Annotated in this window: 14 protein-coding genes; all 14 read left to right on the top strand. The window is 48.1% G+C overall.

Annotated features, from left to right (window positions below; translation table 11 throughout):
* Positions 1–107: 107 nt before the first annotated feature.
* The 14 genes from DXA55_RS13770 to DXA55_RS13830 all read left to right on the top strand — a co-directional run bounded on the left by DXA55_RS13770 (position 108) and on the right by DXA55_RS13830 (position 16,018).
* On the top strand, positions 108–1,073 hold the full coding sequence (locus tag DXA55_RS13770) for an SseB family protein (protein WP_022461182.1): 966 nt from the start codon (positions 108–110) through the stop codon (positions 1,071–1,073).
* Between the two features lie 103 nt (positions 1,074–1,176).
* On the top strand, positions 1,177–4,092 hold the full coding sequence (locus DXA55_RS13775; RefSeq protein WP_117804764.1) for an insulinase family protein: 2,916 nt from the start codon (positions 1,177–1,179) through the stop codon (positions 4,090–4,092).
* A gap of 19 nt (positions 4,093–4,111) precedes the next feature.
* Positions 4,112–5,029, top strand: coding sequence for a GTPase Era (gene era / locus DXA55_RS13780; RefSeq protein WP_117509404.1), 918 nt, complete (start codon positions 4,112–4,114; stop codon positions 5,027–5,029).
* A gap of 25 nt (positions 5,030–5,054) precedes the next feature.
* A complete protein-coding gene (recO, locus tag DXA55_RS13785; protein WP_117509403.1) occupies positions 5,055–5,798 on the top strand; it encodes a DNA repair protein RecO in 744 nt (247 codons plus the stop codon).
* A gap of 264 nt (positions 5,799–6,062) precedes the next feature.
* Positions 6,063–7,505, top strand: coding sequence for a sugar transferase (locus DXA55_RS13790; protein ID WP_117509402.1), 1,443 nt, complete (start codon positions 6,063–6,065; stop codon positions 7,503–7,505).
* Between the two features lie 409 nt (positions 7,506–7,914).
* Positions 7,915–8,511 (top strand): NTP transferase domain-containing protein, encoded by a 597-nt coding sequence (locus tag DXA55_RS18965; RefSeq protein WP_330415310.1) that lies wholly within the window; start codon positions 7,915–7,917, stop codon positions 8,509–8,511.
* Positions 8,469–9,692, top strand: coding sequence for a choline/ethanolamine kinase family protein (locus tag DXA55_RS13795; RefSeq protein WP_330415311.1), 1,224 nt, complete (start codon positions 8,469–8,471; stop codon positions 9,690–9,692). Before DXA55_RS18965 ends, DXA55_RS13795 begins: the two co-directional genes overlap by 43 nt.
* Positions 9,680–10,411: an NTP transferase domain-containing protein gene (locus tag DXA55_RS13800; protein ID WP_117814463.1), complete on the top strand. Its 732-nt coding sequence runs from the start codon at positions 9,680–9,682 to the stop codon at positions 10,409–10,411. The genes DXA55_RS13795 and DXA55_RS13800 overlap by 13 nt, the downstream gene beginning before the upstream one ends.
* Positions 10,401–11,969, top strand: coding sequence for a BCCT family transporter (locus tag DXA55_RS13805; RefSeq protein WP_055266487.1), 1,569 nt, complete (start codon positions 10,401–10,403; stop codon positions 11,967–11,969). The genes DXA55_RS13800 and DXA55_RS13805 overlap by 11 nt, the downstream gene beginning before the upstream one ends.
* Positions 11,941–12,288: a hypothetical protein gene (locus tag DXA55_RS13810; protein WP_055227906.1), complete on the top strand. Its 348-nt coding sequence runs from the start codon at positions 11,941–11,943 to the stop codon at positions 12,286–12,288. The genes DXA55_RS13805 and DXA55_RS13810 overlap by 29 nt, the downstream gene beginning before the upstream one ends.
* 126 nt (positions 12,289–12,414) lie before the next feature.
* Complete coding sequence (locus tag DXA55_RS13815) at positions 12,415–13,851, top strand: lipopolysaccharide biosynthesis protein (RefSeq protein WP_158565092.1); 1,437 nt, start codon at positions 12,415–12,417, stop codon at positions 13,849–13,851.
* A gap of 138 nt (positions 13,852–13,989) precedes the next feature.
* Positions 13,990–15,171, top strand: coding sequence for an ATP-binding protein (locus DXA55_RS13820; RefSeq protein WP_055220425.1), 1,182 nt, complete (start codon positions 13,990–13,992; stop codon positions 15,169–15,171).
* A 14-nt stretch (positions 15,172–15,185) separates the two neighbouring features.
* Positions 15,186–15,440 (top strand): helix-turn-helix domain-containing protein, encoded by a 255-nt coding sequence (locus DXA55_RS13825; protein WP_117804762.1) that lies wholly within the window; start codon positions 15,186–15,188, stop codon positions 15,438–15,440.
* Between the two features lie 5 nt (positions 15,441–15,445).
* Positions 15,446–16,018 carry a VanZ family protein gene (locus DXA55_RS13830; protein WP_117760622.1) on the top strand — a complete coding sequence of 191 codons (573 nt, stop codon included), beginning with the start codon at positions 15,446–15,448 and terminating at the stop codon, positions 16,016–16,018.
* Positions 16,019–16,192 lie beyond the last annotated feature (174 nt).

Genomic DNA, 16,192 nt, shown 5'->3' on the forward strand with positions numbered 1-16,192 from the left:
ACCCCCAAAGAAAACCTTTGGCAACCCACCAAAAGTATGATATAATGTCACATAGATATTTTGGGGATACCATATCCTCTAAGAGCGAAGAAAGGACTCAACCACAAATGACAGTAGACAACAGCTTCACAATGAAGAAATTTCAGAGCATGGAAATCATCTATGTCACATTTTCCCAGATCACGAAACTCCCATACGTAGAGTGCGATCCGGAAACCTTTGATGATCAGGTATACATGTTTACCGAAGAAGAAGCAGCTAAAGAATTTGCAAAATCCTATGTAGAGAAGAATACCCCGCTGCTTACCGTAAAAGTACTGCGCAAGCAGATGCCGAACTTCTATATGGGCCTCTACGCAGAAGGTGTCAACATGGTCATCTTCCACGAAGGCGATCAGACCCGCCGCATCGAGCTGGAGCAGATCTTCCCGAAACCAGACATGGAGAAAATGAACAAACAGCACCTCCCGGTTCTGAACCCGGGCGTACAGCTCACCGTCGTATACTTTCTGCAGGAACTCAGAAAACCAAACCAGAGAAGAGACGATGCCGAGCGCATGCAGCACCTGCGTGAACTCGAGGAAGAAATGCTTGTCAACCTGATGCGAAGCAAATTCATCCTTGCCATCGACATTTCCCAGGTACAGGGCGAATTCGATCCGGCCAACCCGGGACCAGACGTGCGCATCCCGTACATCAAAAACCAGAACGAAGACATCTTCCAGCCGCTGTTTTCCGATATTGGTGAATTCCAGAAATTCCGTCCGGATCCGCAGGCAAAACTCCGTCTGGCAGCCATCCCGTTCCAGCACCTTCTGCCGTACCTGATGAAACAGGCCAAAGGCTTCGTCATCAACCCGTCCGGCTTCAACCTTCTGTTGACCAGAGAACAGCTCCAGAGAATCATGGGAGCCCAGGCACAGAGCGTCCGACCGAACCTTGAGGCAATGATGGCACAGGCCGCTGCAGCACAGGCACAGAAAAATGCACAGAACAACGCTGCAAACGACGAAGTAAAAGAACACGTCGACGAGACAGAGAACACCGCAGCAGAAAACGACAACGAAGAATAAAACCGACAGGGCCGCAGAAAATCCCAGTAAACGGGCACTGCGGTCCGTTTTTGACTGCATAAAACCGGAAATAATAAAGAAAAACAAGAAAGGATATACAAAAATGAACGCAGAACATTGCAAAGCCTATACCCTGCTGCAGGAACAGCAGATTGATGATATCCACGCACATGGCTACCTACTTCGCCACAACAAAAGCGGAGCCCGCGTGCTGCTTCTCGAGACGGAGGATGACAACAAAGTATTCAACATCGCGTTCCGTACCCCGCCGTCCGACAGCACCGGCGTAGCCCACATCCTCGAGCACAGCGTCCTCTGCGGCTCCCGCGAATTCCCGTTAAAGGATCCCTTCGTAGAACTCGTCAAAGGATCCCTGAACACCTTCTTAAATGCTATGACCTACCCGGATAAAACCATGTACCCGGTAGCCAGCACCAACGATGCCGACTTCCAGAACCTGATGCATGTCTACATGGACGCCGTATTCTACCCGAACATTTACAAACACGACGAAATCTTCCGGCAGGAAGGCTGGAGCTATCATTTGGAAAGCGAAGACGGCCCGCTGACCTACAACGGTGTTGTATACAACGAGATGAAAGGAGCCTTCTCCTCCGCAGACGATGTCCTGGAGCGTGAAACATTCAACACCCTGTTCCCGGACACTCCGTACGGCGTAGAATCCGGCGGAGATCCGTCCTGCATCCCGAACCTGACCTACGAAAACTTCCTGAAATTCCATCAGACCTATTACCATCCGTCCAACAGCTATATCTACCTGTACGGAAACATGGATATGGAAGAAAAACTGGCATGGATGGATGAAAAATACCTGTCCCATTTTGATGCAAAAGAAGTAAAATCCGAAATTCCGTATCAGAAACCATTTGCAGAGACCCTCGACATTGTACACGAGTACCCGGTACTCGACGGCGATCCGCTTGAAAACAATGCGTACCTGTCCTACAACATGGTCATCGGCAGCGGTCTGGATGTAAAATTAAACGTGGCATTTTCTGTTCTGGAGTATGCACTCCTTGACGCACCGGGAGCCCCGGTCAAACAGGCACTCCTTGACGCACACATCGGAAAAGATGTTTACGGCTCCTACGAGGACGGCATCCTGCAGCCATTCTTCTCCATCGTAGCCAAGAACGCCGATGAAAATGAGAAAGAAAAATTCCTGTCCATCATCCGCGGCACCCTCAAGGATATCGTGAAAAACGGCATGGATCGGAAAGCCATCGAGGCAGGCATCAACTATTTCGAATTCCGTTTCCGTGAGGCGGACTTCTCCAGCTTCCCGAAGGGCCTGATGTACGGCATTGACGTCTTCGACAGCTGGCTGTATGACGAGAACAAACCGTTCGCCTACCTGCAGCAGCTTGCGATCTACGATGAGCTGAAAAAACTGGCAAAAGAAGGCTATTTCGAAAACCTGATCCAGACGTATCTGCTGGACAACACCCATGCCTCCATCGTGACCCTCATTCCAAAGACCGGTCTTGCCGCAGAAAATGATGCAAAGACCGCAGAAAAACTGCAGAAATACAAAGAGAGCCTGTCAAAAGAAGAGATCGAGAAAATCATTGCTGACACCAAAGAGCTGGCAGCATATCAGGAAGAAGAGGAGAGCGAGGAAGCACTCGAGACGATTCCGCTCCTGAAACGAAGCGATATCAAACGTGAGTCTGTCAAACTTTACAATGACGAGCATGAAGTCGATGGAACGACGGTTCTTCATCACAACGTATTCACGAACGGCATCGGTTACTTAAGCTTGCTGTTTGATACGAAAAATGTGCCGAACGATCTGATCCCGTACATGGGCGTATTAAAATCCGTTCTCGGCTATGTGGACACCGAACACTACACCTACGGCGAACTGTTCAACGAGATCAATGCACAGACCGGCGGCATCAACTGCGGACTGCAGGTATTCCGCATTCCGGAAAATGATGACGACTGCCGCAGAATGTTCGGCATCCGCGCGAAATTCCTGTACGACAAACTGGATTTCGTCATGAAAATGATCGAGGAAATCCTGAATACCTCCCGCCTGGATGACGAGAAACGTCTTCACGAGATCATCTCCAGCATGAAATCCGGCCTGCAGAACCGCCTGTCTTCCGCCGGAAATGCAACGGCTGTGATGCGTGCAGCTTCCTATTACTCCCCGATGAGCAATTTCCAGGACCGCATCGCAGGCATCGGCTTCTGCCAGCTCTTAAAAGATCTGGACGAGAACTTCGATGAGAAAAAAGCAGAACTGATTAAAAATCTGCAGATCCTGATGAAATACATCTTCCGCAAAGAGAATCTGACCGTCTCCTATACCGCAGACGAGACAGGCTACGCACCGCTGGAAGAAAAAATCGCAGCATTCAAAGAGAATCTGTACACCGACGAAGTGGAGCCGGGCAGCATTGTGTATGACTTTGAACAGAAAAACGAAGCCTTCCAGACCTCCGGCCAGGTACAGTACGTGGCACTCTGTGGAAACTTCGAGCGCGAAGGCTACGACTACACAGGAGCCCTGCGCATCCTGCGTGTCATGCTGAGCTATGACTATCTGTGGATCAACATCCGTGTCAAAGGCGGCGCTTACGGCTGCGGCGGAGCTTTCGGAAGAGGCGGAAACGCGTGCATTTCTTCCTACCGTGACCCGAACGTCGGAAGAACCCTTGAAGTATACCGCGGTATCGGCGATTACGTGCGCAATTTCGAAGCAGACGAGCGCCAGATGACCAAATACATCATCGGAACGATCAGCGAACTCGACGTCCCGATGAACCCGTCCGCAAAAGGCCAGACCTCCGAGAGCGCATGGTTCAACGGCATCACCGAAGCAGACTTCCAGCAGGAGAGAGATCAGATCCTCGATGCAACCCTGGATGACATTCATGCACTGGCAGACCTTGTAGATGCAGCCTTAAAACAGAACAACATCTGCGTTGTCGGAAGCGAAGCAGCCATTCAGAAAGAGAAAGAACTGTTTAAGAACGTAGAGAACTTATAAATGAGGAGAAGAGACAGCAATGGAAAACAATGCAAATTATAAATCCGGCTTTGTAGCCCTGATCGGCCGTCCGAACGTGGGAAAATCCACGCTGATGAACCACCTGATCGGACAGAAGATTGCGATTACATCCAAGAAACCGCAGACCACCCGCAACCGCATCCAGACCGTTTATACGTGTGACGAGGGACAGATCGTGTTCCTCGACACACCGGGTATCCACAAGGCGAAAAATAAGCTCGGCGAGTACATGGTCGATGTAGCCGAGAAAACGTTAAAAGAAGTCGATGTGATTCTCTGGCTGGTAGAGCCGAGCAACTTCATTGGAGCAGGAGAGCGCCATATCGCAGAGATCCTGGAGAAAGTCAATGCGCCGGTCCTCCTCATTATCAACAAGACCGATACCGTGGAGAAAGACAAAATCCTGGAATTCATCGATACGTACCGCAAGCTGTTCCAGTTTGCCGAGATCATTCCGTGCTCGGCACTCCGCCATCAGAACACCGATGACATCATTCCGAGCATCTTCAAATATCTGCCGTACGGCCCGCAGTTCTACGATGAGGACACCATCACCGATCAGCCGATGCGCCAGATCGTGGCTGAGATCATCCGCGAGAAAGCACTGTACGCCTTAAACGAAGAGATCCCGCACGGCATCGCCGTTGTGATCGACCAGATGAAAGACCGCCCGAACGGAAAAATCGTTGATATTGATGCGACCATCATCTGCGAGCGCGATTCCCACAAGGGCATCATCATCGGAAAACAGGGCGCGATGCTCAAGAAGATCGGAAGCAACGCGCGGTATGAGCTGGAGCAGATGCTGGAGCAGAAAGTCAACCTGAAGCTCTGGGTCAAAGTCAAAAAAGACTGGCGCGACAGCGATTTCCTCGTGAAGAACTTCGGATATGATAAAAAGAAACTCGATTTATAATATTGCATTATAATAAGGAAGAAACATGCGAGAACCAATCAATGTAAGCGGAATGGTATTATCCGCCTCCCCGGTCGGAGAGTATGACAAGCGCGTCGTGATCCTGACCCGGGAGCTCGGCAAAATCACCGCCTTCGCGCGCGGCGCCCGCCGCATGAAAAGCCCGCTGATGGCCGTCTCCAATCCGTTCGTCTTCGGCGAGTTTCAGGTTTACGAGGGCCGTGACAGCTACACCCTCTCCGGCGCAAACATTAAAGAATACTTCCTCGACCTGGCGCAGATGCAGCCCGGCGTTTATTACGGCTTTTATTTTCTGGAACTGGCCGAATATTTCGGCCAGGAAGGAAACGATGAAACCCAGATGCTGAACCTTCTGTACGTGACGATGAACGCCATCCGCAGCGGAAAACAGGACCTCCGCCTGATCCGGTGCATCTTCGAACTGCGGACGATCACAATCAGCGGAGAAGCACCGCAGATGTTCTCCTGCATGGAGTGCGGCACGAAAGAGAATCTGACCGTTTTCTCCCTGCGCGACAGCGCCATCTACTGCCCAAACTGTGGAAAAACCATCAGAGATCCATGGCCGCTGCAGCCGGGCACCGTGCTGGCATGCCGCTATATCATTGCGGCACCGCTCGCGAAGCTGTATGGTTTTACCGTAAATGAAGAGATCCTGGACGAACTGGAACGATTGCTGCGTGCATATCTCCATCGCTATGTCGAAAAGAAGATGAAAACATTACAGATTCTGGATGTGATGAAATAATATAAAATGTAATAATTTGCAAAAATGTGAAATAATTATGTCCAAAAGTGTGTCCACACCTTTACAAATAAGTAGAAATGGGATAGAATATTTGGAATAAAGAAAAAAATGGTTCTGTATTCGTCACAGAAGATATTGCAAATGCATAGTACCAGAAAAAATGAGAAGGTTTTAGTGAAAATGGTAATATAAAAGCTAGAAAAACTATGCGAAACAAGAGAATGTTACGAGTACGGCGAAAAAAATACGACAGGGGAGAAAGGTATGTACAAAAAATCATCCACAGGATGGCTGAAGCATCTGGATTTTATGGTTCTTGATATTATCTGTCTTCAGCTGGCTTTCGTCATGGGTTATTTCTTAAGACATCACAGTTTTAAGCCATATGGAAGCCCAATTTACCGAAATGAGGCTATCGTATTCGCTCTGATCCAGCTGATGATCATGTTTTTTGACGATTCCTTCAAAAACGTCATGAAGCGCGGATACCTCGTGGAAATCGGAATGACTGTAAAAAATATGGTATACATCATCGTTCTTGGTGTATTCTACCTGTTCCTGATTCAGGAGGGAGATCAGTTCTCCAGAGCAACCATTATGCTGACCGGTGCTCTGTACGGAATGCTTTCCTATCTGATGCGCATCGGATGGAAGGCTGTGGTAAAGAAACGCAGCAGCGGGGAACACAGCGGCCGTTCGCTTCTGATCATCACGACCGAAAAACAGTCACAGTCCGTTGTAAAGAGCATGCTGGATTTCGATTACATCGGCGTTCGTCCGACTGGCGTTGTTCTCGTAGACCAGGACAGAACCGGACACAAAATCCACGGCGTACCGGTGGTATCGAACCTTGCAGATGCAGCTGAGTATGTCTGCCGTGAGTGGTTCGACGAAGTGCTGATCGTTCTGCCGGAAGGCAGAGAAATCCCGCAGAAAGTATTCGACGCATTCGCCGAGATGGGCATTACGATCCACGTAAAAATTGCGGACGTGAACGAAATGCAGGGAAAAAATCAGACTGTAGAGCGCATGGGCAACTATACCGTGGTCACCACCTGCATCAATATGGCAAGCGCAGGACAGCTTGTGCTGAAACGAATCATGGACATCTGCGGCGGTCTTGCCGGATGTATTCTGACCGGAATCATCTTCCTGTTCGTTGCCCCTGCGATTTATATCAAGTCTCCGGGCCCGATCTTCTTCTCACAGTACCGTGTCGGAAAGAACGGAAGAAAATTCAAAATTTACAAGTTCCGTAGCATGTACATGGATGCGGAAGAGCGGAAAAAAGAACTGATGAAACAGAACCGCGTCAGCGATGGTCTGATGTTCAAAATGGAGAATGACCCGCGTGTCATCGGAAGCGAAAAAGGACCAGGCAAAGGAATCGGAAACTTTATCCGCAAAACCTCGCTGGATGAATTCCCGCAGTTCTTCAATGTGTTAAAAGGCGACATGAGCCTTGTAGGAACCCGTCCGCCGACAGTGGATGAGTGGGAGAAATATGAGCTCCATCACAGAGCAAGACTGGCAATCAAGCCGGGACTGACTGGTATGTGGCAGGTAAGCGGACGAAGCGAGATTACAGATTTTGAAGAGGTTGTAAAACTGGATACGAAGTACATTTCAGAATGGTCCTTTATGCTGGATATTAAGATTTTGTTTAAAACTGTACTGATTGTATTAGGCCAGAAAGGTTCTATGTAAAAAAAATGAAAAATGGAGATATATTGTAGTTTTGGGAGTAGTGTGGTAAAATAAAGGTAAATTTTAAGAAAAATTTATGAATGGAAGCGCAAAGAAGTCCTGATGACGGCGAAAAGGAAAAAGGCTTCCTTTGACAGGTGGTCCAAATAATGTTAATTATTTGGACCTTTTTATGTGAACTTCCTGAAATATTAACTCTCGTTTCGACATGTTCTTGCTTTAAGCCAGTTGTAGCATACTTTAAAAGGAATTTTATGAGAGTTAATTTTATAGGAAGTTCACATATATACTACCACAAAAGTAATTATCTTTCACTGACAACTATCCTAACACACAGGGGATTGAAAAAGTCATAAAGTTATGGTATAATCGAAAACAAAAGTTCATGAAAAATGAAAGAAGGAAGTATATGAACAACTCAAAACAAGATATATTGAACAACCTGATAAAAGAACCCTTCATCAATCAGCGTATCCTTGCCGCACAGACCGGCCATTCGCTTGGAATCGTCAATCGTTCGATCAAGGAACTGATTTCAGAAGGTTACCTGGATGAAGAGATCCGTCCGACGGAAAAGACACTGCGTGAGGCAAAAGAGAAAGCGCCGAAAAACGCCATTATCCTTGCCGCCGGATTTGGTATGCGGATGGTTCCGATTAATACAGAGACACCGAAAGGACTTCTGGAAATCAAGGGAGAGCGGCTGATAGAGCGCACAATCCGTCAGCTTCATGAAGTCGGCATTACAGAGATTTACGTCGTTGTCGGATTTATGAAAGAGCAGTATGAATATCTGATCGATGAATACGGCGTAGAATTGATCGTCGCTCCGGACTATGTGTCGAAAAACAATCTGCATTCCCTGAAAACGGCGGCAGCCATTTATCAAACAGCTACATCATTCCCTGTGATATCTGGTGTGAAAAGAATCCATACAGCAGAAACGAATTATATTCCTGGTACATGGTCAGCGATCTGGTGGATGATGACAGTACCGTCCGCGTAAACCGGAAGCAGGAGCTGGTCGTACAGAAAGAACAGGCAGGCGGAAACGCGATGATCGGCATCTGTTATCTGCTGGAAACAGAAGCGGAGATCGTGCGGGAGCGTCTGGAAGAACTGGGAAGAGATTCCCGATACGACGGAGCGTTCTGGGAGGAAACCTTATACCGGAAAGACAGAATGATTGTGACGGCCCGTGTTGTACATGCTGCCGATGCCGTAGAAATCAATACCTATGAGCAGCTGCGTGAGATTGACAGCGATTCCAGCCAGCTGCAGACGGATGCGATTCAGGTAATCTGTGAAGCACTTGGAGCACAGCAGAACGAAGTGACAAACATTACAGTTCTGAAAAAAGGAATGACAAACCGATCCTTTTTATTCTCCTGTAAAGATAAAAAATACATTATGCGAATTCCGGGAGAGGGAACCGATCAGTTGATCAACCGCAGGCAGGAAGCCGCTGTATATCAGACGATCGCCGGCCGCAGGATCTGTGATGAGATTGCCTATATTAACCCGGAGAACGGCTACAAAATCACAGAATATCTCGAAGGTGCGCGGGTCTGCGATGCAGAAAATGAGGAAGATCTTCAGAAATGCATGAAGAAACTGCGGGAGTTTCACGGGCAGAAATTAAGAGTAGACCATTCCTTCGACCTGTTCGGACAGATGGAATACTATGAAAGCCTCTGGGAAGGAACTCCGTCAGCATATAAAGATTACGAAAAGACGAAAGCGCATGTGCTTCAGTTAAAGGATTACATCGAAGCAAATGCCGGAGAGTGGGTGCTCACTCACATTGATGCTGTGCCGGACAATTTTCTGTTTGTGGAAGAAAACGGAAAAGAGGAGATCCGCCTGATCGACTGGGAATACGCCGGAATGCAGGATCCGCATGTGGATATTGCGATGTTCTGTATCTATTCTCTTTACAAAAAAGAGCAGGTGGACCATCTGATTGATCTTTATTTTGAAGGAAACTGTGACGACAGAACACGCATAAAAATCTACTGCTACATCGCAGTCTGCGGTCTGCTCTGGAGCAACTGGTGCGAATATAAACGGAAATTAGGCGTGGAATTCGGAGAATATTCCCTGCGGCAGTACCGTTACGCAAAAGATTATTACAAAATTGTCCAGCAGGAACTGGGAGAGGAAGGAAAAGAAATATGTACAAAGTAGAGCGCGCCATTATTATGGCGGCAGGCCTCGGAAACCGGATGAAGCCGGTAACGTTAAAAACACCAAAACCGCTGGTCCGGGTAAACGGTGTGCGGATGATTGATACCGTCATCAATGGACTGCACAAAAACGGAATCACAGAAATTTACGTGGTAGTCGGTTACCTCAAGGAACAGTTCCAGACACTGGAAGAGGAGTACCCGGGTCTGAAGCTGATCGACAATCCGTGGTACGATACCTGCAACAACATCGCATCGCTGTATGTGGCGCGGGAACATCTGGAAAATGCGTTTATTCTTGACGGTGACCAGATCATCTATCATCCGGAAATTCTGGCACCGGAGTTTGAGCGATCCGGTTACAACAGCGTGTGGACGGATGATGAGACCGACGAGTGGCTGCAGACCGTGGAAAACGGCATTGTGACAGGCTGCAGCAGAACCGGCGGAAAGGGCGGCTGGCAGCTCTACAGCATTTCCCGATGGACAGCAGAAGATGGAAAGCGGTTAAAAGGCCATCTGGAGCAGGAGTTTGAAGTAAAGAAAAACCGTCAGATTTACTGGGACGATGTGGCAATGTTCTGCTACCCGAAAGAGTATCAGCTTGGCATCCGGCCAATGAAGGCGGATGATATCATAGAGGTAGATAATTTCAGCGAACTCGTTGCACTGGATGCATCGTATGCGGATTACGCAGAAAGGGAAGAAAATGAACAGTAAAAACCAACAGAAGAAAAAAGAAATCGACTGGATGATCACGCTGGTGCCTCTGGCGCTGATCGTTGCTCTATGTATCGTATTTTTCTTTGCACCGGAGCAGTCGAATCAGGTACTTGGCCAGATTCGATTTCTGTTTGGAGACACCTTTGGAACGTATTACCTGGTCATCGGACTTGGCATTTTCTTTCTGTCTCTGTTTCTGGCAGGCTCCAAATACGGAAATATTGTGCTTGGAAAGCCGGATGAGAAGCCAAAATATTCCTTTTTTGCATGGGGATGCATGATGTTTACCTGTGGTCTGGCAGCAGATATTCTGTTTTATTCGTTCTCTGAGTGGATTTTGTACGCAACAGATCCTCACATCGCAGAACTTGGCAGCATTCAGGACTGGGCAGGCGTATTTCCACTGTTTCACTGGAGCTTTATCCCGTGGGGATTCTATCTGGTACTGGCTGTTGCGTTTGGCTTTATGCTTCATGTAAGAAAACGAAACCGTCAGAAATACAGCGAGGCGTGCCGTCCGATTCTGGGAAAACAGACAGATGGAATTGGCGGCCGTCTGATTGACCTTCTGGCTGTCTTTGCACTGCTGGCCGGAACTGCTACCACTTTTAGTGTGGCAACTCCTCTGATGGCGGAAATCATCGGTGAGCTGTTCCATATGGAAGTCAGCAGAACTGTGATTAATATTATCATTCTTCTGATCACCTGCTGTGTTTATACCTATTCTCTTCTGCATGGATTCAAAGGAATCAGCATTCTGGCCAAGGTGTGCATTTATCTGTTTTTCGGACTTCTTGCCTTCGTCCTGCTGTTTGGGGGAGAGACGCGGTATATTATTGAAACTGGATTTTCTTCTCTTGGAAAAATGATTCAGAACTTTATCGGCTTATCGACGTATACGGACCCGATGCGTACGACAAACTTCCCACAGAACTGGACCATTTATTACTGGGCATACTGGATGGTATGGTGTGTGGCAGCACCGTTCTTCATTGGCAGCATTTCCCGCGGAAGAACCGTGCGCCAGACAATTCTCGGCGGATACGGTTTTGGTGTGGGTTCCACGCTTGTCAGCTTTATTATTCTTGGAAATTATTCGATGGGAAAGCAGATTTCAGGTGCAATTGATTTCATTTCGCAGTATAATGAAAATGGGGATTTATATCATCTGATCGTGTCGATGATCAAAACCATGCCGTGTGCACCGCTGATTATGGTTGTTGTATTAGTTACGATGGTTGCATTTTATGCGACATCGTTCGACTCGATCGCATTGACGGCATCGTGCTACAGCTACCGGAAACTGGAAGACGGCGAAGAGCCGGCAAAAGGAATTCAGCTGATGTGGTGTATCCTGCTGATCCTGCTTCCGATTGCACTTCTTTTTGCAGAGAGTTCCATGAACAGTCTGCAGTCTGTCAGTATCGTAGCGGCATTTCCGATCGGCATTGTGATCGTGATGATTGCGGTCAGCTTCTTAAAAGATGCAAAACTGTATTTAGAAGAATTGCAGGGAGGAAAAGCGCATGGAGAGGAGAAAAAAGAGAATCGTTAAACTGACAGCATTTTTGTTTCTGCTTGCGGCATCCATTTTTGTGATGCCGCAAAAGGCGTTTGCGGACGAAAATGAGGATGTTACATTGCCGACGGGCGATATTAAACCCATGGAACCACAGCAGGATGAGTCCGGGATCGATACATACGGGGCCGATGAAGGCGATGAGTTCAGCGGAACGGAGTATGAATTGTATACGGTTCTGGAGAATCGTGTGAAAGAAGCGATGCTGGCTGGAAATGAATGGGTATCCATTAAAGATTTAAAAATAAGAAGGGATACCTATGACATTTGGGAATCGAAACACATAAAGCAGTGAGAATCCCCCATGGTTGAATGGAAGCGTTCACATGGGGGATTTTAATGGATGTTCCTCTTGCAGTCCCCCCCATTTTGTGTTACCATAAAACACGCAAATAACCAACAGCAAGGAGTTCTATTTTACATGAACATTACCTCAAAATACCGTTCTCTCTCCGTCCAGGCGAAGGCGGCGCTTTGGTTTACGATCTGCAGTTTTTTACAGAAAGGCATTTCGTTCATCACAGTTCCGATTTTCACGCGTCTGATGAGCACCGAGGAGTACGGAACCTATACGGTTTATCTGTCCTGGCTGCAGATTTTGACGATTATGACATCGCTGTATTTATTTAATGGTGTTTATGACAATGCGATGGCAAAGTACGAGAAGCAGCGGGATGAATATACATCTGCAATGCAGGGACTGACGCTTGTGATTACGGGTGCGGTTTTTGCATTGTATTGTTTTACATCGGGTTTCTGGGAGAAGATTTTAAATCTGCCGAAATCCATGATTCTGCTGATGTTTTTGGAAGCGCTGCTGAGTCCGGCGCTTTCTTACTGGTCGGGGCGGCAGCGGTTTGAGTATCGGTACCGGATTCTGGTCTGTGTGACGATTCTGCAGGCGCTGATGAACCCGATTGCGAGCTTGGTGCTGATCCGCATGAATGGCGGTACGGCCATGATGAGGATCCTGGGTATCGTCGGAGTGCAGATCTGTATCTGCGTGCCGATTATTGTGTTCCAGTTCTGCAAAGGAAAAGAGTTCTTTTCGAAGGAATACTGGGGCTACGCACTGCGGATCGGAATTCCGATTGTGCCGCATTATCTGTCCGGTATTATCCTGAATCAGGGCGACCGCATCATGATCGACAAGATGGTCGGAAAGACGGAGGTTGCGCTGTACGGGCTGGCGTACAGCATTGGTATGCTGGTGCAGCTTTTCATCAGTGGTATGAACAGTGCATTGACACCGTGGATGTACAGCAAGATCAAAAAGGGCGACATCCGTTCAATGCGGAAGGTGCTGCAGCTTCTTAGTGTTGTAGTGGTCGGTATAGCCGTGGCGCTGATGCTGATCAGCCCGGAGCTGGTGCTGATTTTCGGATCACCGAAGTACCGCGAGGCGGTGTACGTCATTCCGCCGGTGGCAGCGAGTGTGTTCTTTATCTTCATTTATAATATTCTCTCGATGCCGCAGTTTTATTATGAAAAAACACAGTTTCTGATGGCTGCATCCATGGCGGCGGCTGGAGCGAATGTGGTGCTGAACTTTATTTTTATCCGCCTGTTCGGTTACATCGCGGCCGGTTACACGACGCTGGCATGCTATATGCTGTATTCGGTCGGCCATTATATTGTGAGCAAACGGATTCTGGTGAACGAAGGAATCCAGGAAAATCTGATGAGTCCAGGATTTCTTGTGGCGTGCTCCGTTTTTCTGATTGGAGCAAGCATCATCTGCAATCTTATTTTCCCGTACAGAATCCTGCGTTACGCGATTCTGCTCGCAAGTGCAGGGCTGGTCTTCTGGAAGAAAGAACTTCTGCAGAAGACGATGGCGGATATTCGGAAAAAATAAAAAAGTGGGGGAGGATTTGAAACGAATGTTCAGAGACTCCCCGTTTTTGCGCGTTTTTTCTTGACAGTCACAGAAAAAACGATACAATGAAAGAATGAAGAAAAGTAAGGCATTTTAAATTAGAAAAGGAAAAATTACATGAGTACCAGTATTTCAATAAAAGAACTAAAAGAGCTCGATCCGTCAAGCTATCAGATCGTCGATATCCGCGATGCGGTAGAGATCTCCCACGGCGCGATTCCGGGAGCGCTTGTGATGAAGACAGAAGAAATCGAGACAAGTGATGCGATTGACCGGAGCAAAAAGACGATTATCTGCTGCAGCCGCGGCCGGTTCAGTGTCGCAGCGGCGGAAGAATTACAGGAAAAGGGCTGGGACGCTGTGAGCCTGGAGGGCGGTTACATCGCCTGGCTGATGGATGTGATGAGCGCGCCGGAGGAGCAGGACAAGGCGGCAGACGTGGAGAAGAGTCTCCGCAAAAAATTCAAAAAGTCGATCTGGTCCAAATTTACGAAAGCGATCAACACATACGAGCTGGTAAAACCGGGCGATAAAATTGCTGTCTGTATTTCCGGCGGAAAAGATTCGATGTTGATGGCGAAATGCTTTCAGGAGTTAAAGCTTCACAATAAATTTGATTTCGAAGTAAAATTCGTTGTCATGGACCCGGGATACAGCCCGGAGAACCGCAAGGTGATCGAGGATAACGCAAAGAGCCTCCATATTCCGATCACGATTTTCGAGACCGATATTTTCGATTCGGTTTACCATGTCGAAAATTCGCCGTGTTACCTCTGCGCGAGAATGCGCCGCGGCCATCTGTATCATTTTGCACAGCAGCTCGGCTGCAACAAGATTGCACTCGGCCATCATTACGATGATGTCATCGAGACGATCCTCATGGGAATGCTCTACGGTGCGCAGGTGCAGACGATGATGCCGAAGCTTCACAGCATCCACTTCGAGGGCATGGAGCTGATCCGCCCGCTGTATCTGGTGCGCGAGGATGATATCAAGGCGTGGAGAGATTATAACGGTCTGCATTTCATCCAGTGTGCCTGCAAGTTTACCGATACCTGCACGACCTGCAATAACGAGGAGAATCGTTCGAAACGCGTGGAGATCAAGGAACTGATCAAAAACCTGAAAAAGGTGAATCCGTTCGTGGAGAGCAATATTTTCCGCAGTGTCGAAAATGTCAACATTGACACCGTGGTCGGCTACAAGCAGCACGGCATCCGCCACAATTTCCTGGAAGGATACGACGACAATCCGGGGTATGTGCCGGAGGCAGAAAAAGCGGCGGCGGAGACGGAATAAAAAGAAGGAACTCTATGCACAGAAAAATAGAAGAAACGCCGGAGCGGGAGAAAATGCTGATCCGGCTGAAAGAGCTCCGTCTGGAACGCGGTTACTCGATGACGCAGGCGGCGCGGAAGATTTTCAGTCACCCGGACACCTACAACCGGTATGAAAAAGGCATTCGTGAGATTCCGCTGGATTCGCTGATGCTGCTGGCGAAGACGTATGACTGCAGTCTCGACTATCTGGCAGGTGTTTCAGACCGGCCGAGAAAATATGGAAGGTGATGCAGATGGCAATTCCTCTTTATCTGACGACGATTGAACAGGATATTTTTGATACATTCCGGTATCTGCCGCATGCCGTTGCAGTCGGTGTCGGCTTTGTGACGGTTGCAGCAGCGTGGAAAAACCAGCAGATGATAAAGAAACAAAAACGGCTGGAGCATGCGCATGCGGTTCCTGGCACCCAGCTTCTGCTGTGGTTTCTGGTAGCAGTCTATTTTGCGATGATGCTTTCTATTACGCTGTTTTCCAGAGAACCGGGTTCGAGAACGGGCGTGGATGTGAAGCTGTTTGAAACCTGGGGAAACCAGCGGCTGCCGGACCGGTATTTTGTGGAAAATATTCTGCTGTTTCTCCCGTTCGGCGTATTGCTGCCGGCGGCGGTTCCGTCTCTTCGGAAAGGATGGTGCTGCGTCTATGCGGCGTTTTCCACAAGCATGATGCTGGAAACAGTGCAGCTCTTAACAGAGCGCGGCTACTGCCAGTTAGATGATGTTGTGACGAATACGCTTGGAGCAGCCATCGGGTATCTGGTGTTTGCACTGGTGCGGAAATGTTGGAGAGGGAAGATAGAAGAATAGAAGGAAAACAAGAAGGCTCTGCCCAAATGGACAGAGCTTTTTTCTTCCCTGTTTTTATAGCAAGACCCGAAAATAATGCAAAAAATTCAGCACCGCAGAGCGTGAATTACTGCGTCACAGATTTTCGTCGTACCCCGGTACGCCTTCAAATCTGTTCCTTGCAATTCGCGCTCT

It is taken from the genome of Blautia sp. OF03-13, assembly GCF_003460685.1.
Taxonomy (GTDB): domain Bacteria; phylum Bacillota; class Clostridia; order Lachnospirales; family Lachnospiraceae; genus Fusicatenibacter; species Fusicatenibacter saccharivorans.